Origin of the sequence: Flavobacterium sp., from assembly GCF_027484945.1 — a bacterium.
GTDB lineage: Bacteria > Bacteroidota > Bacteroidia > Flavobacteriales > Flavobacteriaceae > Flavobacterium.
The window spans coordinates 20,915-47,242 of record NZ_JAIXRZ010000025.1 but is presented as its reverse complement, the minus strand read 5'-3'; the positions used below and the strand labels follow the sequence as shown (position 1 = coordinate 47,242).

The window sequence follows — 26,328 nt, the reverse complement described above, 5'->3', positions numbered from 1 at the left end:
ATCTTTGCGCAAAAATTTTATCCTATGAACAATTTAGTTGAAGAATTGCAATGGCGTGGACTGGTACATGATATTATGCCAGGAACTGAAGAGCAACTTTTAAAAGAAGCAACTTCGGTTTATATTGGGTTTGATCCCACCAGCGATTCATTGCATATTGGGAGTTTAGTTCCGATTATATTGTTGGTTCATTTGAAAAATTTTGGCCACCGACCGATTGCATTAGTTGGCGGTGCTACAGGAATGATTGGCGATCCTTCAGGAAAATCGGATGAGCGTAACTTGTTGGATGAAGCTGCTTTGCAAAAAAATGTGGAGGGAATCAAAGGGGTATTGTCGCGTTTTTTGGATTTCAATTCAGAAGGACCTACAGCTCCTGTTTTAGTGAATAATTACGATTGGATGAAAGATTTTTCCTTTATCGCTTTTGCGCGTGATGTAGGAAAACGAATTACTGTAAACTATATGATGGCCAAGGATTCGGTTAAGAAACGGTTGAGTGGAGAGACCGGTTCTGGCATGAGTTTTACGGAGTTTACCTATCAATTGATTCAAGGATATGATTTTTATTATTTGCATAAACACTACCATTGTTTGTTGCAAATGGGAGGTTCTGATCAGTGGGGAAATATTACTACCGGTACCGAGTTAGTTCGCCGAATGAATGACGAGCACGCCAAAGCATTTGCAATGACTTGCCCATTAATTACCAAAGCCGATGGGTCTAAGTTTGGAAAAAGTGAAGGTGGAAATGTATGGTTGACAGCAGATAAAACATCGGTTTATAAGTTTTATCAATTTTGGTTGAACACAACCGATTTGGATGCAGAAAAATATATTAAAATATTTACTTTTTTAGATCAGTCAACCGTTGCTTCACTAATAGCAGAACACCAGCAAGCACCGCATTTACGCCTACTACAAAAGCGATTAGCAGCTGAAGTTACTGTTTTCGTTCACGGGCAAGAAGCGCTAGAAAAAGCGATTTTTGCATCGGCGGCATTTTTTAGTCCGACCATGAATGAATTAAAACAATTGGATGCGCAAACTTTTGTTGAGGTATTTGAAGGGGTTCCAGTTGCGCAAATTTCTGCTGCTGAATTGGAAAAAGGATTGGATATGGTAGGTGCGTTGGCTGCTAAAACAGGATTCTTGAGTTCAAACAGTGAGGCAATGCGCGAACTAAAACAAAATGCGATTGCGTTGAATAAAGTAAAAGTAACTCAAGAATATACGATTACTACGTCAGATTTGATTCACGAAAAATACGTTCTCCTTCAAAAAGGGAAGAAAAATTATTATTTACTAGTGGTAGACTAGTGCGATAGGTTTTGAGGAGGAGTCTTTTTACTTTGACGGATTAAAAAATTAGAAATAAAAGAATTATAACGTTATAATTTTTTATCCACTTCACAAGTCAAATAACTTTTAATATCGTAAACCACCGATTTCTTTTTTAAATAGAGCGTTGGATTAAACGATTTAAACGCATCATGCTTTACTGCGAGAACAGCAGCATGGTATTTTTGAGTTTCGGGTAGATTGGGCAGTAGTTGAATCCCGTATTCATGTTTAACTTCGTTTTTGTCGGCTAATGGGTCATAGACATCAACCTTAAATCCAAAATTAACGAGTGCTTTATATAAATCGACCACTTTTGTATTTCTAATATCATTGCAGTTTTCTTTAAAAGTAATACCTAAGAGTAGTAGTTTTGAATTTTTAATTTTTATTTTTTTGTCAAGCGTAATTTTTACAATTTCAAAAGCAATAAAAGTACTCATACTATCATTCATTCGGCGTCCAGCAAGAATAATTTCCGGATGATATCCTAGTTCTTGCGCTTTGTTGGCTAAATAGTAAGGGTCAACTCCGATACAATGACCACCCACTAATCCCGGTCGGAAATTAATAAAATTCCATTTTGTTGCTGCAGCATCGAGAACCTCATGTGTATCAATATTCATTAAGTTAAATATTTTTGAGAGCTCATTAACAAAAGCAATATTGATATCCCTCTGGGCATTTTCAATAACTTTTGCAGCTTCAGCTATTTTAATGCTAGAAACAGGGAAAGTTCCTGCTTTTATTACCGATTTGTAGAGTTGATCAATTTTTTCAGCGGCTATTGGGTTTGAACCTGAAGTTATTTTGATAATATTTTCAACGGTATGTAATTTATCTCCGGGATTAATTCTTTCTGGTGAATAGCCCGCATAAAAATCAAAATTATACTTTAACTTGCTGTATTTTTCAATAACAGGAATACAAATTTCTTCTGTAGCACCCGGGTAAACGGTAGATTCAAAAACTACAATCGATTCTTTGCCTATCGATTTACCAACCAATTCACTAGCTTTTAACAATGGGGAAAAATCGGGGTTATTAAATTTATCTGTCGGTGTAGGAACAGTAATAATGTAAAATGTAGCGTTTTTGATTAAATCGGTAGAAGTTGTAAACTCAATACCATTGCTAGTATTTGTATTTTGTAATGATTTTAAAGCTTCGGAAGTAACTTCGTTGGTTTTATCAATAAAGGATTCTAACTCTTGAATTCTTTTCTTATTAATATCAAAACCGATTACTTTATATTTTTCAGCCAAAAGCATGCCAAGTGGCAGTCCAACATAGCCAAGACCAATAACGACAATTTTCATTAATTTTATCTATTAAAATACCTCGTGCTTAGCGATTTATATTCATTTACAATAATTTTCCAAAGGTTGGCTTGATCAAATTTTTCAGCGATTACACTTCTGGAATTTTGTTTTAATTTCTGATATAATTCTTGCTCGCTACTAATTTTTTGCATTGCATCTAAAAGCGATTTCTCATTCTTTTGAGGAATAAGAAGGCCGTTTTTTTCAGGAATTATGATTTCATCACATCCATTAATATTTGTTGTAATTACAGGTAATTCCATTGCGCCGGCTTCCATTACAACATTTGGGAATCCTTCGCGGTAGCTAGGAAATACAAATACATCGGAAAGCTTGTAGAATTTCCTTACGTCTGATTGGTATCCTGTGGTGATTATATTCGTATTAGTTTTAATTTGCGTAAGGGTGTCATGGTGAAGCGGATTTAAATCTTCTTCAAATGGCCCAACGAGTAAAAGTTTAAATTGATTGTTAGGGTTTTCTAAATTAGAGAATGCCCTAACTAATTCATTAATTCCCTTGTCGCTTACAACTCTACCAACAAACAAAAACACGAAATCGTTCGCATCAATACCATACTCATTTCTATAGGCAAGTTTAGAATTTAAGAACTCGCTTTTTGGGTCAAACTGTTTTAAATCAATACCATTGGTGCTTCCATTACCTAAAACTTTTATTTTAAAGGAGAATGGAAACAGCGATTTGATAATTTTTAGAATATTAAATGAGTTAGCATATACATGAGTTGCACATGAATAAGTTATCGATTCACAAAGGATAAGTAATTTTTTTTTCAATCCTTTTGCTTCAACTAATGGTAGCCCACTGATGGTGTGCATTCGAACAGGTACGCCGCTTAATTTTGAGGCAATCATTCCCACTAAACCTGCTTTTGGGGTATGAGTATGAACAATTTCAGGTTTTATTTCTTTGAGAAAACGATACATTTTTAAAATAGAGATAAAGTCTTGAATTGGAGTTATTTTTCTTGACATCTCAATATTTTTGACTTTAATTTTTTCCTTTTCTCCAATTTTTTTTAAGTAAGCTTCGTCCGAAGATACAGCGATAACTTCAAAATGATTATTTACATAATTTAATTGACCATTCAGTAATTTATCAAGTGATAATGGAACAGTTGTAATACGAACCACTCGGATTTTATTAGTGTTGTCCGATTGATTTAAATTCACTACTTCTTTTTGTTCAATAGTTTTTATTGGAGCTAAAGGTTGCGTATTTTGTGCAATAAAATGATTCGCTCTCTTTTTAACTATTTTTACAGTAGCATTCATTTGGAGATTGGATTATTTTAATTTAAAAATTACTCTACGAACAAGTTTTCTTGCATCTGTGGCATTAATATCAACGGTTTGATCTGTGCCGCCTGAGATAGCATTCAATCGATTTTCTTCAATCCCGGATTTTACTAAAATATTTTTCACATTAGTGGCTCTTGCTAAGGCTAATTTTTGGTTATATTCTTTATTCCCTTTTGCATCGGCATAGCCAACAATAGTTAGATTTGAGGCAGGATTTTGTTTTAAGTAATTCAGGATGAAATAAATACCATCGTATGAAATGGTGTTAGGTGTAGCGCTATCAATATCAAAAAGTATAGAAATATAGCCTTCGTCAATAGATTTTTTAAAGAAATTAGAAGATTCTTGGCTAGAATTGAAAGCGTTTGCTTGTTCTGCTGAACCGTATTTCTTCTCTAAATACCGCTCCAATTCATCGGGCACGCCATTTTTATTAACATCAACCATTACACCTCTTGAATCTACAGCCACACCAGCAACCGAATTATTCTCAGCATCTAGGTAATCAGCAACACCATCCTTATCGGTGTCGTTCATTTTAGTTTCGATATCCTCAATTCGTGCCTCTAGTTTTTTATTTTTATTTTCTAAATCAACTATTTCTTTATTGTCTGATTTCCATTTTAATAATTTCCCAAAAGAGTAAGAGAATCCTAGAGAAGCATTAATCATGTGACCATACAAATTATTGTTAGGATTAGAATAGGTTCCATCCCAAGTATAATGTTGTCTAAAATTGTGTATTGAGATTAAGTCTAAATGGACAAATCCTTGTTTGGTAATTCGATACATCGGTGTTAGTCCGAATACAACACCGCCATTCAACTCTCTTCTTCCAGCTACAGGGCTGTTGTTGGAGGTTATTTTTTGTAATGTTGATAGTACAATTCCACTATGAAAAAGTAATTTAAAGCGAGAATCTTCAGCGTTAAACTTAATATAATGATTTAAATCCAATACGGTTTCTAAACTAAATCTAAACTGTGCCGTTTCGAATGATTTACTTTTATTTTCTTTTTCTCTAAAACGATCAAATGCAAGCGTGCTTTTGAAACCAACTGCTTTAGTGAAGGAGTAGTTGACACCAACCATGTAAGAATTTATATCAATCACACCAAATTTCTTTTTATTATTTGTTGAAAAAAAGCTATCTGAAAATGGAACGATGCCTTTACTTTCTCCAATGCCCATTTCAAAACGCCATCTGTAGTTGTTTAAATTTGATATAGTTGAATCTTTAATTTTTTCAGTTTCGGGTTGAACACTATCCGCATTTTCTTGAGCAGTAGAAAATTGCGTAATCAATAAAATTAAGAGTAAATTAAGCGTTGATTTCATGTGAGATTCTAATAATTGTTGGGCAAATATAATAGTAAAATATATCCAATTTTTGATGAATAAATTACATAATGATACCGAAACATTTAGGTAACATTAGAAAGAAAGGCAAGTCTGTTTTATTTAAAATAAAATAGTTTAAGTATATGAATATTAGTTATATATAAAAAATAATAAGAATTAAAAAAGGTTAATTTTAAGTTAACTTTTATTGTTGCATATTGTCTTTATTTTGGCTTTTTAAATTTTAACTATGAAAACAAGATTATTGTTACTGTTCACGTTTTTTAGTGCCTATGTATTTGCGCAAAATGGTTCTTTACGTGGTACGGTTGTAGATGCAAAAAATGGAACTACATTAATAGGTGTAAATGTGGTTATTAAGAGTGCTAAAAAAGGGACGATTACCGATGGCGATGGTAAGTTTACTATAGGAGGTATAGAACCAGGCATTTATGAAATTGAGTTTACAATGATTGGTTATCTTCCAAAAAATGTAACAGAAGTTACTATTGTAGCAAATGAAGTAGCTGAATTGAATGTTACTTTAGAGGAACAAAAAAATACATTAGAGGAAGTTGTAATTACAAAAACAAGAGCAAAAGCAGAATCGATAAAATCGCTTTTAACACAGCAAAAAAATAATGCAAGTGTTTCAGATGGTATTTCAGCAGAGTCTATAAAGAAAACACCAGATAGAACTACATCCGATGTTTTGAAACGAATTAGTGGTGCGAGTGTGCAAGACAATAAATTTGTCGTTATTCGCGGTTTAAATGATCGGTATAATGTTGCATTTTTAAATGGTGCGCCGTTACCGAGTTCCGAGTCGGATAGAAAAGCATTTTCATTTGATATTTTTCCTTCCAATCTTTTGGATAATTTGATTATAACCAAAACCGCTACACCCGATTTGCCTGCCGATTTTGCAGGGGGTGTTGTACAAATTAATACCAAGGCGGTACCCGATAAAAACTTTCAAACGATTTCAATAGGTTCTGGTTACAATACGATAACTACCTTTAAAGAGCAACGAACCTATGCGGGAAGTTCAACGGATTGGATAGGTTATGACAATGGTGTTCGTGCCATACCGAGCACATTGCCTTCTACCGCAGTATTTAATACATTACCGTATCAAGACAAAGCGCAATTAGCTAAAACGTTTGAGTATGATTGGAGAATTAACGATCAAAAATTTGCGCCCAACTATAATTTTCAATACAGTTTAGGAAGGAGTATAAAATTTGGAGAGAAAACATTAGGTCTTATTTTTTCATTATCAAATACGAAATCAAACAATTTTGCCAACGTAAAGCGTTTTGATTATGATAACCCCGACCCAACCTCTACATTGTTAATCTCTCGTTTTTCTGATAACAATTATACGGAACAAGTCATGACTGCTGGTTTGGCTAATTTAGCTTTCAAGTTTAGCGAAAACCACAGTTTGTCGTTTAAAAACATTTACAGTATTAATTCAACAGATTTGGTAGTTGAACGAAATGGACAGCGCGATATTAATGACACTCGTTTTATTCAAGCAGATGTGCGTTGGTTTACGAGTAATAAAATTTATTCTGGACAATTTGGTGGAGACCACTCATTTAATAATAAAAAACAAAAATTATCTTGGAATGCATTTTATAGCGATATTGTTCGAAGCATTCCTAATCTTAGAAGAAATATTTATTCAATCGCTGACCCCAACAGTACCGATCCAAATTTAAATTCACCTCGGGCAGAAATCGCTGCCAACAATGGAGGTCCTGATTATGGTGGAGGAATGTTCTTTTCTGAAAATAACGAAAATATAAAAGGAGGAAAACTAGATTTACTTAATAAGTTTAATTTAGGTAAAGAAATCATCAACGAATTTAAAGTAGGTGGATTGATACAAAAAAGGTCTCGTGATTTTTTTGCACGCCAACTACAATATAATGCATTGGCTTTAGGCGGTACTTTTGATTCAAACTTATTGAGTTTACCTAATGATCAAATTTTTAATTTGAACAATATGGGTGTTATTTCACCAGGTGTGAATGGCTTCACTATCGCTGATTTTACAAAATTTACCGACTCGTACACTGCAGGATCTGATTTAGTGGCGGCTTATGCGATGTTAGATAACCGCTACAAATTTTTAAGGTTGGTTTGGGGTGTTCGTTATGAAGAATATACGCAACGAATTAATTCTAGACTTACGGAATTTGATTTCTTGGCTCTTGAAGACAAAATCGACAATATTTTACCATCAGTTAATTTAATTATCTCATTAAATTCAAAACAAAATTTGCGTTTTAGTTATTCTAAAACCTTAAATCGACCTGAGTTTAGGGAGTTAGCCCCTTTTGGTTTCTATGACTTTACCAACCAATTCTTTACACAAGGAAATCCAACATTAAAGACGGGAGAAATTAAAAATTTTGATATCCGCTATGAAATATTTCCAGGTAAAAATCAAATTTTTTCGGTTTCCTATTTTAGAAAAAATTTCAAAAATCCTATTGAAATCCAACAGCAAGTTAACAACAAAACAATTACCTATGTAAATGCAAATTCAGCAACCAATAGTGGAATTGAGTTAGAGTTTAGAGCGGTATTGAGTAGTTTATTAAAATTCCCTAACTTGACAATCTTAGATGATATTACTTTGTTTTCAAATATTGCAGTAGTCAAATCAGAGGTTGATATAACTAATTTAAACACTGCAAATATTGATACAAAAAGACCGCTACAAGGACAGTCACCATATGTGGTTAATGCGGGATTGCAATATTTGAATAACGAAAACGGGTGGTCGATATCGGCTAATCTAAATCGAACTGGGAACCGAATTGCTTTTACAGAAAGTGAAGTAAGACCCGCTATTTGGGAGAAAGGAAGAACGTTCATCGATTTACAGATTTCAAAAACTTTTAATAAAAAAATGGAAGTTAAGTTGAATGTTCAAAACCTCTTGGCTCAAGATCTAATTTTCTATCAAAATAATTATAAGAATTCGGTTCGTTATGGAACTCTAGAAACTTTAGCAAATCAAGTTTTTACCGGAGACTATCATTATCAAGATGGTTTCAATGAAAAAGAGGATGATGTAATCTGGAGAACAAATTTTGGGCAAAGCATTTCGTTGACATTTACCTATAATTTTTAAAGTAGCACTTTACTTATAGTAAAAGACACCTAATATTTAGGTGTCTTTTTTTTAACATTAAATTTAAGTTTCATTAACTAAATAATCACGATATGGTAATGCTATATTTTCGATAAATAAATGCTTTGAAATTAGATTTGTATTCAAAATAACCCTAATATTTTAACTTATGAAAAAAAATTATTTTTTGCCATTTCTTTTGCTATTAGTTAGCTTAGTAAATGCGCAAATTGATCAAACCTCTTATAGAGGTGCATTTGCACCGGCTCCTACGCCGATGTGGACGGATTCTTGGACAAATTATGATCCAAAAAATGAAACTTATCCTGATGGGACTGTTGTAAATATCACAACTGATATTACAGCAAATACCACATGGACTACCGGGAAAACATACTACATTACCGGACTTATTTATGTGCGTAACAATGCAACTTTAACAATTCAGCCTGGAGTAGTTGTTAAAGGTGTATACACCAATTCAGGTACTGCATTGATTGTTACTAAAGGGTCAAAATTGAATGCAATTGGAACTGCTTCAAGTCCGATTGTTTTTACTTCTGCTAAAACTGTAGCTGAAGGAAGACAGCCTGGTGACTGGGGTGGAATTGTATTATTAGGTAAAGCTGGTTTTAACATTAATAATGGTGTAAACAACATCGAAGGTATTACTGCTTCAGTAAATACTGAATACGGTGGGGGTAGTACAGCACCAGTAAACAATGATAGTTCAGGAACCTTAAAATATGTTCGTATTGAGTTTGGTGGTTTCGTTTTCTCACCAAACAACGAGATTAATGGTTTAACAATGGGTGCTGTTGGTAACGGAACAACAATTGACTATGTTCAAGTATCGTATGCTAATGACGATGCATTTGAGTGGTTTGGTGGTTCTGTAAACTGTAAACACTTAGTTGCTTTCCGTAATTTGGATGATGATTTTGATGCTGATAACGGTTACAAAGGAGCTGTTCAGTATGTATTGGGTATTAAAGATCCAGCATTAGCTGATAACCCATCGGTTTCTACTTCTGAAGGTTTTGAGGTAGATAATAACCCTGCTGGTACTACAGTTTCTTCTCCATATGATAATACAGCTCCAATTTTTACCAATGTTACTATGATTGGTCCAGCAGTAAGAGCAACCTTATCGCCAGCAACTTCTTTGGCTTCTGGTCATGAGCGCGCTTTACGTTTACGAAGAGCTTGTCAAATTAAAATTTACAACTCCATTTTCATGGACTTTAAAAACAATTTCGTTTTTATTGATGGATCTGCAACTGTTACTAATGCAAACAGTGGTTTGTTGAAATTTAAAAATAACATTATTGCAGGTACAGCTAATTCTTCTTTCACAGGTGGTATTAACCCAACTTCCTTAAACTCATGGTTTACTACTAATGGGAATTCATTTTTAACAAGTAGTTCAGGTTTATTAGCTACACCATACGGTTCTACGAATACGTATTTAGGGTTGGATTACCGTCCAACAGGTAATGCAGCTTCTGGTGCTGATTTTACTGATAGTTCTATTTCACCTTTAGTAACAATTGTTACAGGTTCTACGCCAGCAGTTACTAATGTTACCTATTGTAAAGGTGCTGTTGCATCTCCATTAACAGCTACTTTAACTACTACTGGAGTTTCTTTAAAATGGTATACTCTTGCTACTGGTGGTACTGCTGCAACTACAGCTCCAACACCTACTACTACTGTTGTAGGTACTAAAACATATTATGTGTCACAAGTTGATGCTAATGGTACTGAAAGTGCTCGTGTTGCCTTAACGGTTACTGTTAATGCATTGCCAACTGAAGTATTAGGTGCAATTACAGGTGTTGGACCAGCGGGTTCAACTTCTGCAACTGCTGTAGGTCCTTATGTTGCTACTACATCACAGTTTACTTATTCAATCCCTTCATTTGTTGATTCAACCTTATCTTATGTTTGGACAGTTCCAAATGGTGTAAACATTATATCTGGTCAGGGTACAAACTCTATCGTTGTTAACTACAACAATGTTCCTCCAGGAGCAGGAAATGTAGGATCTATTCAAGTTCAAGCACAAAATGCTAACGGATGTAGAACATTGGCTAAATCTTTATTGATTACTAAAGCATTACCTGCTGCGCCAACAATTATCAATTTCTACGACAGAGCAAGCGCTACACCTACTACAGCATTGACTTCTTATGCTAAGTATATGGGTTCAACAACTCCAATTACAATCGTTGCAAGCACCGTTGCTACAGCTACAAGTTATGAGTGGGAATTGCCTGCAGGAGTTAATTTATCTTTACCCTCTGGTACACCATCACCAGTAACTACTACTGTTACTTATACTGCTGAGCCTTTCTTTAGTGCTGCATCAACTCCTTCTGCTGTAGGTACAAAATATTGGGTTGTGACTAACACCAAATACACAGTAGATGTAAATGGAGAGTCAACTGAAATTACAGTATCAACTTGTGATCAAAAAATTTGGGGGAATGCTGCCTATGGAGGAATCACTTCACAAAGTTATCCAAGATATGGAACTAAAGTATATTCTAACAAACCATCTATCTTAGTTAATTTCTCTGGTGTTACAAGTTCCTCTACAACAGCTTTGTATTTTGGAGTTAAATCTAGAAATGGTGTAGGTACATCTGTAACTACTAATGCTACTAATGCCGATGTAGTTGCTGGAAATGTAATTCCTGGTTTGTATTATACATCTTATAATGAAGTATATACTCCAGCTGTTGCTCCAAGTACAAATGCTACTTCAGTATTCTCAGTAGCTAGCACAACTGTTACTAAAAACTCAAAATTGAAAAAATTAGTTGCAGCTATTCCTGCTGCTCCAACAACAGTTAAATTATTTAACGATGCAGTAAGTACTACTACAGCTGTAACTATTGTTAGTAAATTTATCGGTACTACTACTCAATTACGTTTAGTAGCAGCTGTTTCTCCAACTGCTTCATCATACACTTGGGAACTGCCTTCTGGTGTTAACCAAATCAGTGGTGGTAACACGAATGAAATTGTTGTAAACTTTGCAAACGTGGCTGCTGGAACAACTTCAATGTATTTGGGTGTAAAAGCAGTTAATGGAATTGGTTCATCTACAACAAATAATGCGGCCTTAAGTCCTGCTACGTCTTCAACAGCTAAGTTGTTGAAAGTTACGGCTACAGTTCCTGCTGCTGTTTCTACGGTTGCTGGTCAAATTACAGGTATTTGTGGTAATACATCATACGACTATACAATTACTGCATCTCCATTAGCTAACAGCTATGTAATTACAGGTCCTACAGGTTCAGTTGTAACTTCTACAAATAATACAACAAACACAACGTCATCATTAACAACTAGTGATTTAAACTTCACAGTTGCTATGCCAGCTGACTTTGCTACTTTAACTTCTAAAACAATTGTTATTTCGGCAGTTAATGGTGTAGGCGCAAGTACTACTAACAAAACGTTAACATTATCTACGGCTTTATCTCCAATAGGAGTTGCTACAGGAGGTACTACTTTCACAAGATGTGCTACTCAAACTTTCTCAGTTCCAGCTGTACCAGGTGCTACTACTTATACTTGGTTGCCTGCTGCTGGAGCAACTATTGTTTCTGGTCAAGGCACTTCTTCAGTTGTAGTAGATTTCTCTGCTGTTCCAACAACTGCAACATCTAATTTATTGAAAGTTACAGCTGCTAATGCTTGTGGAATTTCAAGTGCTACGAAGTCAATTACATTAACTAGCGTTTCTTGTGCACGCGAAACAAACATTGTAGAAACTCCTGCTCAAGAAGTTTCAATTGTACGTTCAGAAGTTTATCCTAACCCAACATTTGGAGAAATTTCGATTACAGTAGAAAATGAATTAAGAGGTTCAGTTGAATTGGCTATTTTCTCAATGGATGGTTATATGGTAAATACACCAAAAACAATCCAATTAGAAGAAGGAGTAAATACAATTACTGAAGACTTAAGTCGTTTAGAGAAAGGAATTTATATTGTAAAATTAATTTCAAATTCGAATAAAGAAGTTATAATTAAAAAAGTAATCAAACAATAAGTTACTTTCAAATTCTATAGGAAAGGCCACCTTTTTAGGTGGCCTTTTTTTTTGAATTATTACATTCGTTATTCGTTGAATTTTCGCTAATTTTATACAAACAAAATCAAATGTCAAAAAATATAGTAGTGCTTGGATTGGGACAAAACAATTTCTTGTCCTACTTGTATTCAGCATTAAAAATTCATCATAACGATTACCAGATTACAGCACCTTACATTAAAGATTTAAATGATGAAAGTAAAGATGAATCTTGGATGTATGATAATCAAAAGGTAGTTTTTAATCCTCATTTAGGCTATTATGTATATTCCTTTTTAAGAATTCTTTATAATAAGTATACGTATATTTTTTTTCACTATTTAATTTTTGTTGAAGGGAATTGGAAAAAAGCATTTCATTTTTTATTTCATTTTTTAAAAGAGCAAGCTTTTTTAAAAGCAAATAATTCCTTTGAAGATTTTCCAATAGCCCATTTTCATTTTATGCAATACAGTTATGTGCGGAATGTTTTTTTGTTACCCAAAGAAAAAAAAATAATTTGTTCATTTTGGGGTTCAGATCTGTTGCGTACATCCGATCATTTTAATCATTTCATTATTCAAAAAGTATTGAATAGAGCTGAAATTATCACCTGTCAAACTCCAGAAATGAAAGAAATAATTTTAGCCAAATACGGTAGGGCTTTAGAAGATAAGATACGCTTAAATTTATTTCCATTGGACCGGTTCACCTATGAAAATATTGATTTATATCGAAATGATGAATTGGAAATACAAGAGTTTAAATCAAAATTTGGATTTCATCCATCAAAAAAAAATATACTTATAGGACATAATGGAAATCAATCCAATCAACAAATTGCAGTTATCCAAACGCTTTCGAAACTAAATAATTCTAAAGACTATCATTTAATAGTTAATTTAAATTATGGTTGCCCTCCTCAAGAACTTGAAGCGTTTAAATCAATTTTAGAAAAACACTTAATAGCTTCAAATACAACATATTATATTAATCAACATTTTTACAATAAAAAAGAACTAGCGCTTTCGCGATTAGCAACGGATATTTTTATTCACGTTCCTATTTCCGACGCATTAAGTGGTAGTGTTTTGGAAATGCTTTATGCAAATACTCAAGTAATAACAGGTTCATGGCTAAATTATAAAACGTTTAAAAACGCCAATCTTGATTATTTGGAGTTACAAACAATCGATGAACTTATTGAATTATTTACCAATCCAGTTATCGCTAAATCGACGGCTTCAAATGTAAATAAAGTCAAAGAGAATTTTAATAATGCAGCAATTATTGCTCGTTGGCACCAAACATTTCAGGAATTATGAGCTTACGAAAGCAAGTAACGAAAAGTTTATTTTGGACATTTTCAGACCAAGTTATTGTACAATTAGCCAATATGCTTTTTGGTTTATATATCGCACGTCTTTTGGGCCCAGCAACTTTTGGAATTACGGGAATAGTTTTGATGTTTACTAATTTTGCGCAATTGTTTATTGATATGGGTTTTGGTTCAGCCATAATTCACAATCAAAAACTTAATGCAACGCACTATTCATCTGTGTTTTGGTTAAATTGTTTTTTTGCAATTGGACTGTACTTTTTGTTTTATTTTGCTTCCAACTGGCTCGCTCTATTTTTTAATCAACCTATTTTAGGTTTAGTTGTAAAAGTGAGTAGTCTTACCCTTATCTTAAACGCATTATGTGTAGTCCAATTTAGTTTATTAATTAAAGAATTAAATTTTAAACGAAAAGCAATAATCAATTGGATTTCATTATTTTTTGGGTATGCCGTTGCAATTACCATGGCGCTAAAAGGGTATGGTGTTTGGGCTGTTGTAGGAATGTATTTAACCAATAGCTTCATAAACGTAATTGTGATTTGGTCTACAGCAAATTGGCGTCCTAATTTACGATTTAATAAACCAGCGCTTCAAACAATATGGGGTTATGGCATCCATGCTTTTGGGGATAATGCCCTAAATTATTGGTCTAGAAATTTTGACAATTTTATTATTGGTAAGTGCTTGGGTACTGTTCAATTAGGAATTTATACACGTGCCTATTCATTAATGTTATTACCAGTGAAAAATTTATCTACGGTAATTGCTAAAGTATTTTTTCCGGCATTTTCCCAACGGCAAAACGATATTCCACTTTTAGCCTTAAATTATTTAAAGTTAATTAAATACATTGCATTAATAACTTTTCCTTTACTTATTGGGTTGGCACTTATTTCTAAAGAATTCGTACTTCTTTTTTTAGGTCAAGAGTGGCGGGAAATGATCCCAGTTTTATCGCTTCTCTGTATTGTAGGGGCTATTCAATCTATTGTGACTTTAAATGGAATAATTTACTATGCTTTAGGAAAAACTAAAATTGCCTTTAGGATTTCAATTATGGTGAATTTTGTACTTATTCTCTCGTTTATTATAGGTGTTAATTTTGGAATACTGGGGGTAGCTTGGAGTTATTTAATTGCAAACATTTTGCTATTTTATCCGGTATATACAACAGCAATTTCTGTACTAGCAATTAAGTTAGTCGATGTTTTTGCAGTGTTAAAGAATATTGTGTTGGCAGTAATAATTATGGTAGTTTGTGTTTGTATCTTAAATCAAACTATTTATTTTGGATTAGTTATAGATTTCGTGCTCAAAATAGCTATTGGATTCCTCGCTTATTTTTCTTCGCTTTATTTTTTCGAACGAAAATTTATAACACAGCTTATTGTTAAGTCGCGAACTTTATTTCAAAAATTTAATTATGAAAATAGTTAGATTAACTACATTACTGGATTTTGGTGGCCAAGAGCGGAAGTATTTATCATTTACAGAGGATAAGTCAAAATTACAACATGAATATATTTTTGCTGCTTTAGGTTATGGAGGATTTACCTCCACAGAGTTAATGAATAGGGGATTTACGGTTGAGCTATTGAATTTAAATTTTAAATTATTTCATTTTCCAACATTATGGAAAGTGTATCGATGGTTTAAAAAAATTAAACCCGATGTAGTTCACACAGCAGCTGTAGAAGCTAATTTTTATGGCGTTCTGGCAGCGAAATTAGCGGGTGTAAAAATTATAATTGCTGAAGAAATAGGAATTCCTAAACACTCCAAAAAAACCCAATTATTAATGCGACTAATTTACCGCTACACCCAAAGTGTCATTTGTGTATCTGCTGCAGTTAAAGAGTATTTGATTAAAATTGGCGAAATCCAGGAAAAGAAAGGAATCGTTATATACAACCCAGTTGCATCTAAGCCGTTTTATAATTCAACATTATCAGGAACTACAATTATTTGCGTAGGACGTTTGGAAACCGTTAAAAATCAGAAAATACTCCTTCTGGCAATAACAAAAACAAAACATAAAAATCTGAAATTAATTCTTGTAGGTGACGGACGTGAGCGAAATAATTTAGAAAACGTAATAAAAAATTTACAGTTAGAGGAACAAGTTACCATAACCGGTTTTGTTCCAAATCCAGAGGCTTATTTAGCACAAGGCGATTTGTTTGTATTGCCTTCTAAATCAGAAGGATTTGGAATTGCTGTTTTGGAAGCAATGCAACAAGGAATTCCTTGTTTATGTACCAATGTTGGAGGAGTTCCTGAGTTTATTGAGGAAGGAGTCAACGGATGGTTATTTAATCCGCTAGATGAAAATGAGTTGGTTGCAAAAATTGATGCCTATTTTGATTTAAATTTAGAAGAGCGCCAAAAAATTGGAGCAGCAGGAAGACTTACGGTTCAAAATGGGTTTACGGAGGCAGAATATGTTTTAAATTTAGAAGAACTATATACTTCATGGAACTAATTCGTATTCTACATATTGTTGAGACTATAGGTTCAGGAGGTGTGGAACGTCGAAGACTTTTGCTTTGTAAAAATTTAGATCCTACAAAGTTTGAACAAAAAATCTTGTGTACGCATGCTTATGGAGATTTTATAAACGAATTTGATGCCCTCGGAATTGAAGTTATTTCGGTAGGAAAAATGAAATCTCCTTTTCATTTGAATAGGCATTTAAAAGTACAACAAATGATCAAAAAATACAAGCCCCATATTGTACATGGCGCTGTATTTGAAGGAGTTACATTGGCTGCGATCAATGGTTTTCTTTGTGGTGTCCCCATTATATTAATTGAAGAAACTTCGGCTCCAATAAAAAGAAGTTGGAAAGCTAATTTATTAATGCGTTGTTTTTCATTTTTATCGGATAAAGTAATTGCTGTATCACCAGCAACCTTACATTATCTTCGAAGTACTTTGAAAGTATCTGAAAAAAAATCCCTATTAATCAATAATGGTGTTGCCAATCCAATATATTTTGATGCCCATCAAAAAGCGGCATTAAAATTAAAATTAAAAATACAACCAACGGATTTCGTGATAGGTAGCGTTGGGAGAATGCATGATGACCATGTTAAACGATTTTCAGATGGTATTCGAATAGCCGCAATTTTAAAAAAGCAAGGACTACCCGTCAAGTTTTTACTAGTTGGAGGTGGCCGACAATTATCGTATTATAAAGAATTAGCCAAAGAACTGGCGGTAGATGATATTGTTTTATTTACAGATTATCAAAATAATGTGCAACCCTATTATGAAATCATGGACTTGTTTATGTTATTATCGTCTACGGAATCATTTGGGTTAGTCTTAGCCGAAGCAATGTTGCATAAATTACCCGTGATTGCTACAGATGTAGGAGGTATTCCTTATATTATTGAAGATGGAAAACAAGGATATATAATTAAAGAATATAATTTGAACGCAATTGCTCATTTAATAATTGAGTTGTATGGGGATAGTGTTTTAAGAAGTGAATTTGGATCGGCAGGGTTTTTAAAAGCTACACAAAAATATTCTGAGAAATCCTATTCTAGTGATGTTGCCAATTTGTATTTAAGTTTAATGAAAAATTTGGGTTAATAAATCATTATCATTATTAAATAATACTGCTGTAGATAAGTTTTCATTTTATTTTTGCAAGAAAAATGAAATCCTATATTTCAAAGGTTTTAGGAAAGTTTTTTAACTACAGAAACGAAGATATCCCCTCTTTTTTGTTGCACTCATTATACCATGATGGTACATATTTACCTTTTACAACCTCAAGTCTAAAATTTCGATCACTAGCCTGTGTTTGTAATGATATTGTCGTAAATAAACGCGAAGAGTATCTAGAATTTGGTTCCGGATTATCAACGATTATTGTCGCTCGATTAATAAAAAAAAATAAATTAAAAACAAAAATTACTTCAATTGAGGAAGATTTAGGTTGGATAAATTTGTTGCAAAAAATAGTAGATGAAGAAGGGCTAAATGATTTTGTAAAATTTATTCATGCACCAACAACTAAGTCTGAATCTATCGAAAATTCTTTTGAATACAATCCTGCAAGTATAAAAGAACAGCTACCACCAGCAAAAAAATTTGATTGTGTAGTCATAGATGGTCCGGCAGCATGGGAACGCCATAAGCTGAATAGTAGGGTTAGCAATGCGGCAATTTTAGAGGGGCGTACTGCATCATCTTGCACAATATTTATTGATAATGCTGACAGAATAGGTGAACGTAAATTAGTTACAATATTGTCGGCGGAACTTTCTTTGAAACCTCTTTTTATTGACCCAACATTTGCAGTTTTAGTGCAAGGAATTCACTACAATTTTATCATCTAGAGGATGGAAAAGGGATTGTATTTCAAAGGATTAAATGGTATTCGAGCGATTGCGGCATTGGCAGTAGTGATAAGTCATATAAATAATCGTTTGGATTATTTTTTCTTACCCAAGTTGCCCTTATTGGATTTAGCCAATTTTGGAGTAACAATATTTTTTACGTTAAGTGGATTTTTAATAACGTATTTGCTTTTAGAAGAAAAGGAGAAAACAGGTACAATTGCATTAAAAAAATTCTATTGGCGAAGAATATTGCGTATTTGGCCGTTGTATTTTTTATACCTCATAATAGTAGTTGTTTTTAATGATCCTTTACAATTAAATTGGAGTATTTTGTTTTTTGTATTTATGATTCCAAATTTTAGGAATTCATTTAAAGATACCATCAATATTTATCCTGGAAATCATAATTTAACCTATATGATTGGACATTATTGGTCATTGGGAGTTGAGGAACAGTTTTATTTGTTTTGGCCTGTTTTAGTTAGAAAATTAAAGTCCATTTTTGTATTTGCACTTTTATTTCCTCTATTTTTTATTTTTTTTAAATTAATACTAAAAATTACGCATGCACCTAATGGAGTGATTACTTTTTTCCACTACACACGTTTGGGTTGTTTAGTAATTGGTGGTTTAGGGGCATTTTTGGTCAAATATAATTATAACAAAATAATTACCTATTTTACGAATCCTTTGGTAGAGGTCTTTTGTTGGATGTTTTTACTATTAATTTTATTCAATCAATTCCACATAGCTTCATTATTGGATCATGAAATTGTTGCTGTGATTACTTTAGGAATAATTATTAATCAAATAAAAAAAAGTAATCCAATTGTCAATTTAGAGAAACAAAGTTTTGATTTTTTAGGGAAAATTTCATTTGGGTTGTATGTATATAATCCTCTTGTCATTTATATCACTTCATTACTTATCAATTCAATTGAAATAGATAATTTAGTAATTAAATATGTATTGATTTACGCTTTATCTTTAGCATTATTAATACTAGTTGCCTATTGTTCGTATCATTTTTTTGAAAAAAGATTTTTAAAGCTAAAGAATCGATATACTGTGATACAAAGTCATGCAAGCAAAATAGCTGTATAATTTATAATGAAACAAATTTTATTTATCAGTTGGGATGGAGCAGAAACCAATTATATGGAGGGGCTCTTTTTACCTATTTTCAATACGATTCAATTAAATAGTGACTACCGTTTCCACGTTATTCAATTTTCTTGGAGTGATCCAAACAAGATAAGTAAAGTTAAAGCAACAGCCACTTCGATGGATATAAAATACCATCATTTAAAAGTCATAAAAAAGCCAACCAATACCATTGGTAGTATTTATTCCTTATTCAAAGGGAGAAAATTTATTGAAAAGTATATTTTAGAGCATTCAATAGCAATAGTAATGCCAAGAAGTATAATGCCTGCTTTATTGGTCAATAAATTACGAATGAATGGCTTTAAATTGATTTTTGATGCTGATGGATTACCGTTAGAGGAGCGAATTGATTTTGCACAACTTAAAATGAATAGTTATCACTATCGCTATTTAAAGAAGCAAGAAGATCTCATGCTCGCAAAAGCTGATTTAGTGATAACTCGTTCAAAGAAATCGATTCATATTCATACTGAAACTATTGGGGGGAAATCATTTGAAAAATTTTCAAGAGTGATTAATGGTAGAGATGTTGATTTTTTTAAGCCCGATAAACAATCGAGAGAAATTATTCGTGAACGGTTAAGTATTGATTCAGATGAAATCGTTTTTGTGTACTGCGGTTCTCTGGGGCCACAGTATTGTTTGGAAGAAATGATCGAAATTTTCAGTCGCTATCGGGAACATCAAAAAAAAGGAAAATTTTTAATTTTGACTACTAACGTAGCTTATGCAGAGCGAATAATTCCTGAAAACAAAAAAGAATTTGTACTAATAAAGAAAGTACTTTTTGATGAAGTACCAATGTATTTATCTGCTGCAGATATTGCTTTTTCTTTGCGAATTCCTCGTTATAGTATGCGAGGTGTTTTTCCGATTAAATTGGCGGAGTATTTATTAATGGGTTTGCCCGTTATTACATCTAAAGGTATAGGCGATACTGAGGATTTATTGAAAGAAGCTCCAGGTTGTTTTGTGTTTAATCATTTTTCAACAAAGTCAATGCACTTAGTCAATGAATTCCTATTTCAAGCTAAGGAGTTTGATCAAAATAAAATTCGTGCATTTGCTGTAAAAAATTTTTCATTAGAGAAATGTGCTAATCAATATATTAAAACTTTTAATAAGTTATCATGAAGGTAATTTATTTTACGAAGTATTCGCGTTTAGGAGCAAGTAGCAGGCTCCGAAGTTATCAATTTGAACAAAAGTACCATTTAAACGCAATAGATGTAACGTACTATCCCTTTTTTGATGATGCTTATTTAGAAAAATTATACCAAAAAAAATCAAACGCATTTTTTAAAATTTTGTATTTGTATGTTCGCAGATTTTTTCAATTAGTAATGGTTTTTAAATATGATAAAGTAATTATTGAAAAAGAGTTATTTCCCTATTTTCCAGCATTTTTTGAACAACTTTTATCGGTTTTGAAAATACGATACATCGTAGATTACGATGATGCCATTTTTCATAATTATGATTGTCATTCTAATACAGTCGTGAAAAAGTTTTTAGGTAATAAGATTGCTAAAGTTATGCGCTATAGCGGTGTTGTTATTGTTGGTAATCAATATTTAAAAAATTATGCACAGCAAGCTGGGGCTCAACAAATAATTATTTTACCTACGGTAATTGATTTAAATCGTTATATAATTCAACCCAAGAATACTTCAGATACAGGACGTAAAATTGTGATTGGTTGGATTGGTAGTCCAACTACCTTTAAATACTTTAAAGTACTTGAAAACTGTATTCGTATTTTAAATCAAAAACATGCTATTGAATGGCATATTGTTGGGGCTGAATGGGCGGATAAACCAAATGATTTAGATGAAATCATTTCTAAAAAATGGTCTGAAAAAAGTGAAATTGATTTTTTAAATCAAATGGATATTGGAATTATGCCTTTATTGAATACACCATGGGAACAAGGGAAATGTGCCTATAAGATTATTCAATACATGGCTTTAGGAATACCCGTAGTCGCCTCTCCTGTTGGAAAAAATTGCGAGGTTATTTTGCATCAAAAAAATGGATATTTAGCCAATGACATGAATGAATGGCAATTTTATTTGGAACAATTAATTACTCAAAAAGAGTTGCGACTAACAATGGGAGCAAATGGTCGAAAAGAAGTAGAAAAGCAATATACTATTGATCATAATTTTAATATTTTGTTGGATATTTTAAAAGTAAATCAATATGGCAACCCATAATCGTCTTCCTGTATTAGAGATTTTTCGGGGCGTTGCAGCAATTTTTGTTGTTATTCATCATGCACTTATTTCGATTGAATATTATCATCATTTTTCCAATTCATATTTAAAATTTATTTGTCATATTGGTAAATACGGTGTTGATTTCTTTTTTGTACTTTCTGGATTTATTATTTCATATTCCTATGCTCAGAATAAATATAACGGTTTTACAGGATTTAAGAGGTTTTTAAAATTGAGGTTAATTCGTATTTATACTCCTTTTTTACCCATCAGTATAGGATTGTTTTTGATGTATTCCCTTTTTTCTAGTTTTTCAAATTCAGATAAGGAAATTGACTTTTTAACTTCAATCACCCTTATTCCATTAGGAAAACCAGCATTGTCGGTAGCTTGGACGCTTAGTCATGAAATGTTGTTTTATTTAATTTTTTCTACAGTATTTATTTTTCCAAAAATTTGGAAAGAAATTATTTTAATATGGACCACGTGTATATTGATTAATTATTTTTTGCAACCCTCCATTGAATCCTCCATTTACCCAATTATTTTATCACCCTACAATCTAGAGTTTGTAATGGGTTGCTTACTTACAAATCTATACTATAGAGGGGTAAAGGTGTCTATAAATTTATTGTTACCTTTAGCAATAGTATTGTTTTTTGGATTTACGTTGATAATTTGGAATGCCTATTATGAAATTTCGTTTTTATCTAATTTCATTTTTACACTTTTCAGTAGCGTATTGATTTGGTTGTGCTTGGATATAAATGTAAAACCCAGAGAGTCATTTTTATTTTTAGGAACAATTTCATACTCGATTTATTTAATTCACAATCCATTACAAATGCTCATTGTTCGATTTTATCCTAAGGTACAAACCGAACTTTCATTTCTATTCTTAGTATTTTTGATTTTATTCTTTGTAATTTTAACTAGTTGGTTTTACTATAATATTTTTGAAAAGAGCGTTTCCAATTATCTTAAACGAATATGGATTTATTAGGTATACTGTTTATTACACTTGCTAGTTATTTTTATTTATTTCGTCTAAAAAAAAGACTGAGTAAGGTAAATTACACGAACCTTCTCTTTATTTATTTTTTTCATTTATTATTTGGATTTTATTATTACTTTTTTGTTTTTGGTGATTCTATTGGGTACTGGAGTCAAGCAGCACTACTTGAACGCGAGACGTTTTATTACTGTTTGACACAGCAAAAAGGAACATTGTTTATTTATGCGATCAATTATTTTCCAGCTAAAATTTTAGGTTTAAGTTACTTTACTGGAACTATGCTCTATACTTTTTTGGGGTTTATAGGTATGAGTAATTTTTACATCACCTGTATTCAATTAATACCTAAAAATCCAAAGTTTAACACAATTCATTTATTTCCATTGTTGTTTTTCCTTCCCAACTTACATTTTTGGAGCTGCGCTGTTGGAAAAGATACATTGTTATTTTTAGCACTTGGCTTGATTGCTCGATCGTTATTAGATTTTAAAGCGAAGTGGTATTTGTTTGCTATTGGACTACTGATTTCTTACTTGGTTAGGCCACACATTAGTTTGTTTATTATTATTTCATTAACAGGTGCAATTTATTTTTCAAAAAAAACGTCTTTTTATCAAAAAGTGGCCTTGTTTAGTATAATGGGAATTTTATTTTTTCTTTTATTTCCCAAAGTCATGGAATTTGTAAAATTAGAAGAGGCTTCTATTGATAGTTTTACTAATTACACATCTATTAAAGCTGCCAAACTAGGTAGTGCTAATAATTCAACAGCGATTGATATTAGTAATTATCCTTTTTTACTAAAAGTATTTACTTTTTTGTTTCGACCGTTACCATTTGATGTAACTAGCTTTCCAACGCTTTTAGCCGCTATAGAAAATGTATTTTTACTCATCTTGTTTCTAGTCGGTTTTCGATTTAACTATTTTTCAAGTATAAAAGCGGCTCCTTTATCAATTAAATTTTCTTTATTATTTTTTTTGGCGGGGTCAATTGTATTATCGCAGTCATTAGGAAATTTAGGGATTATGTTGCGTATGCGAAACATGTTTTTACCTGCGATAATTTTCTTTTTACTATGGCATTATTACTATTTAAATACAAAAAATCGTAACTCTTTACAATCATGAAGACTTATTTAAACCTACTGTTTTTGTTCCTTGGTTTCCCTTTTTATGCGCAAACGATAAATTTTAACGATCAAGTTTTTAAGCAGCGCTTATTACAAGCCAATTCGGGTAATTTTATTGCACAAAATTTAAATGGAGACTATGTTGCTATCGATAGCAATAATAATAGCCAAATTGAAGTTTCGGAGGCACTTGCCATAGGTAATTTAAATATTCAAGAAGCTGGTATTAATAATATTAATGAAATAAGTAATTTCACCAATCTTATAGGTTTAAATTGTAGTAATAACAATTTACAGAATTTGAATATTAGTTCAAATTCCCAATTAACTATTTTGAATTGCTCCAACAATGCTATTCAATTTTTAAACTTATCCAATGCAACTCTTTTAGAAGTTTTAGATTGTTCTTTTAATTCAATTACTACAATTAATCTTAATTCGTGCGCTAGTTTAATCCAATTAAATTGCAGTAATAATAATTTAACTGCCATAAATAATTTAACCGCAGCAGTTCAATTAGTAACCTTCAATTGTAATAATAATCAATTGTCGCAACTTGATTTAATCAATTTGGTTGAACTTAAATTTTTTGATTGTTCTTACAACAACATTAGTGCTATTAATTGTAGTGCAAATGGGCAATTAATTAACTTACGTATAGATCATAATTCACTTAGCTTATTGTCATTAATCAATCTAAATCAATTGGTATTGTTAGATTGTTCTTATAATAATCTAAATCAATTGGTTTTACAAAATTTGAATAATCTCAACGTGCTAAATTTTCAGCATAATGTTTTGACGAATGTTAGTTTTTTTGGACTTAGCGCAATTCAAAATTTAGACTGTTCCAATAACCAGTTAATTGAAATGAATACAAATGATTTTCCTAATTTGTTAAATTTAAATTGCAGTACTAACAACATTCAATCTTTAAATTTATCCAACAACGGATCATTATTTACATTAATAGCCCATCATAATCAAATTACAAGTTTAGATTGTTCTTCAAACGCTTCGATTACTACTATTGAAATTCAAAACAATTTTTTAACACAGTTGAATATTAAAAATGGAAGTATTGAGAATTTGATTAACTTTTCAAATAATGGAACTTTAGCCTACATATGTTGCGACTATTCTGAAAGTAATTTACTTCAATTTTTACTATCATTTTATAATGTTCAAAATTGCATTTTAAATGATTTTTGCCAATCTCCTCAAAATTATAGTACATTAACTATAAATAATCGAGTTGATTCAAATAATAATACCCAATGCGATACAACTGATAGCTCGTTTCCTTACATAAAATTAAGGGTTTCTGATTCAAATTCAGAAACGATTTATTTTAGTAATGATAGTGGTATTTTTATTGAGCAATTACCTCCTAATTATTATTTAGTTGTTCCTGAAATCCAAAATGTGAATGACTTTAATTATAGTCCATCCATTTTAACTGTAGATTTTCCTGCTAACAATCCTTTTGTTAATTCCTTTTGTTTTGGACATCAAACAAACAGTAATGATCTTGAACTTGTTGTTTTCCCGGTAACGAGTACATCAAATTCGCTTACGATTGGTTTAGTTATTAAGAATAATGGAAATACTAATGCAAACGGAATTATTGAATTGACTTTTGCTTCTAATTATCTTTCATTTGTCAATTCTAGTATTGCAGTAAATGGAGCCGCTCCCGGTATTTTGTCATGGAATTTTCAAAATTGTAAGTCAGGAGAATTCAGATACATCCAAGTCACTTTTCAACATAACGGTGGGCTACCATCAAATGGATTGTCTTTTACGGGAACAGTAACACCTTCTGCCGCAACGGATATTTTTCCCAATGATAATACATTTACATTGATTCACAATGGTTCGAATTTGTTGCCCTTAGAGGTGTTAGGTTTGCAAGGTGATACAATCAGCATTGCTAATTTACAAGCATATCACTATTATGCAGTGACGTATACAAATTCTAGTGGACAACCTCTCAATCAATTAACAATTCAAATTCCAATTGCAAATAGTGACTATGAAATCGGGACATTTTGGCCTGTTTATTCCAATTATGCAGTTACAAGTCGTATGAGTAACTCGAGTATAGAATTATTTTTCAGGAACATTAATTTAGCCGTTAATCAGAAAATCACCTTTATTTTTAAGATAAAATCACTTCAAAATTTGCCAATAGGAACACAAATTTCAATGGTAGCTAATGCGTATGTTGCGCCTTCCACGATAGGAGCTACAGCTCAATTTGATTCGATAATACAGGCTTTAAGTGCTTTACCATTTGATGCGCTTCCCATAAGTATTTTTCCTAATCCATGTAAGGATTTTTTATTTATTGAAGGTGCAGAATTTATGCCTACGGATTATGAAATAATAGACCTTAACGGAAAGATAATTCAGTCCAATACGATTGAAAATAAAATGATTCCAACTTCTTCATTACAAAATGGAATCTATTTTATACGTTTTTCAGATGGTAAATTTATAGCGACCAAGAAATTAATTAAGTACAATTAAAT

17 protein-coding genes are annotated in these 26,328 nt (G+C 32.1%); 14 read left to right on the top strand and 3 right to left on the bottom strand.

What is annotated here, in order from left to right; genetic code table 11:
* The first annotated feature begins 24 nt into the window (after window positions 1-24).
* Window positions 25-1,320, top strand: coding sequence for a tyrosine--tRNA ligase (gene tyrS, locus Q0039_RS03865; protein ID WP_297509345.1), 1,296 nt, complete (start codon window positions 25-27; stop codon window positions 1,318-1,320).
* A 71-nt stretch (window positions 1,321-1,391) separates the two neighbouring features.
* On the opposite strand, the gene Q0039_RS03860 is transcribed toward tyrS, so the two are convergent.
* From Q0039_RS03860 to Q0039_RS03850, 3 genes are read right to left on the bottom strand one after another with little or no spacing between them, the layout of a single operon-like run.
* On the bottom strand, window positions 1,392-2,660 hold the full coding sequence (locus tag Q0039_RS03860) for a nucleotide sugar dehydrogenase (RefSeq protein WP_297509344.1): 1,269 nt from the start codon (window positions 2,658-2,660) through the stop codon (window positions 1,392-1,394).
* A gap of 5 nt (window positions 2,661-2,665) precedes the next feature.
* Window positions 2,666-3,958, bottom strand: coding sequence for a glycosyltransferase family 4 protein (locus tag Q0039_RS03855; protein ID WP_297509343.1), 1,293 nt, complete (start codon window positions 3,956-3,958; stop codon window positions 2,666-2,668).
* A 12-nt stretch (window positions 3,959-3,970) separates the two neighbouring features.
* Window positions 3,971-5,323 carry an OmpA family protein gene (locus Q0039_RS03850; RefSeq protein ID WP_297509340.1) on the bottom strand — a complete coding sequence of 451 codons (1,353 nt, stop codon included), beginning with the start codon at window positions 5,321-5,323 and terminating at the stop codon, window positions 3,971-3,973.
* Window positions 5,324-5,576: 253 nt separating this feature from the next.
* Here Q0039_RS03850 and Q0039_RS03845 point away from each other — a divergent pair, with 253 nt between their 5' ends.
* From Q0039_RS03845 to Q0039_RS03785, 13 genes are all read left to right on the top strand, one after another.
* Window positions 5,577-8,477 carry a TonB-dependent receptor gene (locus tag Q0039_RS03845; protein WP_297509337.1) on the top strand — a complete coding sequence of 967 codons (2,901 nt, stop codon included), beginning with the start codon at window positions 5,577-5,579 and terminating at the stop codon, window positions 8,475-8,477.
* Window positions 8,478-8,646: 169 nt separating this feature from the next.
* Window positions 8,647-12,543: a T9SS type A sorting domain-containing protein gene (locus tag Q0039_RS03840; RefSeq protein WP_297509334.1), complete on the top strand. Its 3,897-nt coding sequence runs from the start codon at window positions 8,647-8,649 to the stop codon at window positions 12,541-12,543.
* Window positions 12,544-12,653: 110 nt separating this feature from the next.
* The gene (locus Q0039_RS03835) at window positions 12,654-13,889 is read left to right on the top strand and encodes a hypothetical protein (protein ID WP_297509331.1); all 1,236 of its coding nucleotides are present in this window, start codon (window positions 12,654-12,656) and stop codon (window positions 13,887-13,889) included.
* The gene (locus Q0039_RS03830) at window positions 13,886-15,343 is read left to right on the top strand and encodes an MOP flippase family protein (RefSeq protein ID WP_297509328.1); all 1,458 of its coding nucleotides are present in this window, start codon (window positions 13,886-13,888) and stop codon (window positions 15,341-15,343) included. The genes Q0039_RS03835 and Q0039_RS03830 overlap by 4 nt, the downstream gene beginning before the upstream one ends.
* A complete protein-coding gene (locus Q0039_RS03825) occupies window positions 15,330-16,388 on the top strand; it encodes a glycosyltransferase (protein WP_297509326.1) in 1,059 nt (352 codons plus the stop codon). The genes Q0039_RS03830 and Q0039_RS03825 overlap by 14 nt, the downstream gene beginning before the upstream one ends.
* Window positions 16,379-17,506, top strand: a complete 1,128-nt coding sequence (locus Q0039_RS03820) for a glycosyltransferase (RefSeq protein ID WP_297509322.1) — start codon at window positions 16,379-16,381, stop codon at window positions 17,504-17,506. The genes Q0039_RS03825 and Q0039_RS03820 overlap by 10 nt, the downstream gene beginning before the upstream one ends.
* Window positions 17,507-17,571: 65 nt before the next feature.
* Window positions 17,572-18,258, top strand: a complete 687-nt coding sequence (locus tag Q0039_RS03815; protein WP_297509320.1) for a class I SAM-dependent methyltransferase — start codon at window positions 17,572-17,574, stop codon at window positions 18,256-18,258.
* Between the two features lie 3 nt (window positions 18,259-18,261).
* A complete protein-coding gene (locus tag Q0039_RS03810; protein ID WP_297509318.1) occupies window positions 18,262-19,365 on the top strand; it encodes an acyltransferase in 1,104 nt (367 codons plus the stop codon).
* Window positions 19,366-19,371: 6 nt separating this feature from the next.
* The gene (locus tag Q0039_RS03805; RefSeq protein WP_297509315.1) at window positions 19,372-20,562 is read left to right on the top strand and encodes a glycosyltransferase; all 1,191 of its coding nucleotides are present in this window, start codon (window positions 19,372-19,374) and stop codon (window positions 20,560-20,562) included.
* A complete protein-coding gene (locus Q0039_RS03800) occupies window positions 20,559-21,644 on the top strand; it encodes a glycosyltransferase family 4 protein (RefSeq protein WP_297509313.1) in 1,086 nt (361 codons plus the stop codon). The genes Q0039_RS03805 and Q0039_RS03800 overlap by 4 nt, the downstream gene beginning before the upstream one ends.
* Window positions 21,631-22,650 (top strand): acyltransferase, encoded by a 1,020-nt coding sequence (locus Q0039_RS03795; protein WP_297509309.1) that lies wholly within the window; start codon window positions 21,631-21,633, stop codon window positions 22,648-22,650. The genes Q0039_RS03800 and Q0039_RS03795 overlap by 14 nt, the downstream gene beginning before the upstream one ends.
* Window positions 22,638-23,792 (top strand): hypothetical protein, encoded by a 1,155-nt coding sequence (locus tag Q0039_RS03790; protein ID WP_297509306.1) that lies wholly within the window; start codon window positions 22,638-22,640, stop codon window positions 23,790-23,792. Before Q0039_RS03795 ends, Q0039_RS03790 begins: the two co-directional genes overlap by 13 nt.
* On the top strand, window positions 23,789-26,326 hold the full coding sequence (locus Q0039_RS03785; protein ID WP_297509303.1) for a T9SS type A sorting domain-containing protein: 2,538 nt from the start codon (window positions 23,789-23,791) through the stop codon (window positions 26,324-26,326). The genes Q0039_RS03790 and Q0039_RS03785 overlap by 4 nt, the downstream gene beginning before the upstream one ends.
* The last annotated feature ends 2 nt before the right edge of the window (window positions 26,327-26,328 follow it).

What these genes read in the sequence shown, in the direction of transcription:
- Q0039_RS03820 (WP_297509322.1), top strand. Translation starts at nt 16,379, where the DNA reads ATGGAACTAATTCGTATTCTACATATTGTTGAGACTATAGGTTCAGGA.
- Q0039_RS03800 (WP_297509313.1), top strand. Translation starts at nt 20,559, where the DNA reads ATGAAGGTAATTTATTTTACGAAGTATTCGCGTTTAGGAGCAAGTAGC.
- Q0039_RS03835 (WP_297509331.1), top strand. Translation starts at nt 12,654, where the DNA reads ATGTCAAAAAATATAGTAGTGCTTGGATTGGGACAAAACAATTTCTTG.
- Q0039_RS03860 (WP_297509344.1), bottom strand. Translation starts at nt 2,660, where the DNA reads ATGAAAATTGTCGTTATTGGTCTTGGCTATGTTGGACTGCCACTTGGC.
- Q0039_RS03830 (WP_297509328.1), top strand. Translation starts at nt 13,886, where the DNA reads ATGAGCTTACGAAAGCAAGTAACGAAAAGTTTATTTTGGACATTTTCA.
- Q0039_RS03845 (WP_297509337.1), top strand. Translation starts at nt 5,577, where the DNA reads ATGAAAACAAGATTATTGTTACTGTTCACGTTTTTTAGTGCCTATGTA.
- Q0039_RS03840 (WP_297509334.1), top strand. Translation starts at nt 8,647, where the DNA reads ATGAAAAAAAATTATTTTTTGCCATTTCTTTTGCTATTAGTTAGCTTA.
- Q0039_RS03825 (WP_297509326.1), top strand. Translation starts at nt 15,330, where the DNA reads ATGAAAATAGTTAGATTAACTACATTACTGGATTTTGGTGGCCAAGAG.
- Q0039_RS03855 (WP_297509343.1), bottom strand. Translation starts at nt 3,958, where the DNA reads ATGAATGCTACTGTAAAAATAGTTAAAAAGAGAGCGAATCATTTTATT.
- Q0039_RS03795 (WP_297509309.1), top strand. Translation starts at nt 21,631, where the DNA reads ATGGCAACCCATAATCGTCTTCCTGTATTAGAGATTTTTCGGGGCGTT.
- Q0039_RS03850 (WP_297509340.1), bottom strand. Translation starts at nt 5,323, where the DNA reads ATGAAATCAACGCTTAATTTACTCTTAATTTTATTGATTACGCAATTT.
- Q0039_RS03815 (WP_297509320.1), top strand. Translation starts at nt 17,572, where the DNA reads ATGAAATCCTATATTTCAAAGGTTTTAGGAAAGTTTTTTAACTACAGA.
- tyrS (WP_297509345.1), top strand. Translation starts at nt 25, where the DNA reads ATGAACAATTTAGTTGAAGAATTGCAATGGCGTGGACTGGTACATGAT.
- Q0039_RS03790 (WP_297509306.1), top strand. Translation starts at nt 22,638, where the DNA reads ATGGATTTATTAGGTATACTGTTTATTACACTTGCTAGTTATTTTTAT.
- Q0039_RS03785 (WP_297509303.1), top strand. Translation starts at nt 23,789, where the DNA reads ATGAAGACTTATTTAAACCTACTGTTTTTGTTCCTTGGTTTCCCTTTT.
- Q0039_RS03805 (WP_297509315.1), top strand. Translation starts at nt 19,372, where the DNA reads ATGAAACAAATTTTATTTATCAGTTGGGATGGAGCAGAAACCAATTAT.
- Q0039_RS03810 (WP_297509318.1), top strand. Translation starts at nt 18,262, where the DNA reads ATGGAAAAGGGATTGTATTTCAAAGGATTAAATGGTATTCGAGCGATT.